Origin of the sequence: Pseudoalteromonas sp. CR1 (assembly GCF_019392235.1) — a bacterium.
GTDB lineage: Bacteria > Pseudomonadota > Gammaproteobacteria > Enterobacterales > Alteromonadaceae > Pseudoalteromonas.
The window spans coordinates 1-277 of sequence record NZ_JAHXRM010000195.1; the positions used below are offsets into that span (position 1 = coordinate 1).

Consider the following 277-nt stretch of genomic DNA (forward strand, 5'->3'; position numbering starts at 1 on the left):
GGCCTTTGAAATCCTTGCGACCAAGCCGCACCTGGACCTGATGGTGACGGACTACCGTTTGCCCGGTGGCATTTCCGGGGTGCAGATCGCCGAGCCGGCAATCATGCTGCGCCCGGAGCTGAAAGTTATTTTTATCAGCGGCTACCCGCAGGAAATTCTCGACTGCAACAGCCCGATCACGCGCAATGCGCCGATCCTGGCCAAGCCCTTTGACCTGGATACGCTGCAAGAGCATATCCAGCGTTTGCTGGCCTGAAACCCACCAGGGCTGCCCTGC

General features: G+C 59.6%; 1 pseudogene. It reads left to right on the top strand.

Features of this window, described 5'->3' with window-relative positions:
• Positions 1-256, top strand: a pseudogene (locus tag KZZ04_RS19075) (hypothetical protein); the annotation flags it as partial.
• Positions 257-277 lie beyond the last annotated feature (21 nt).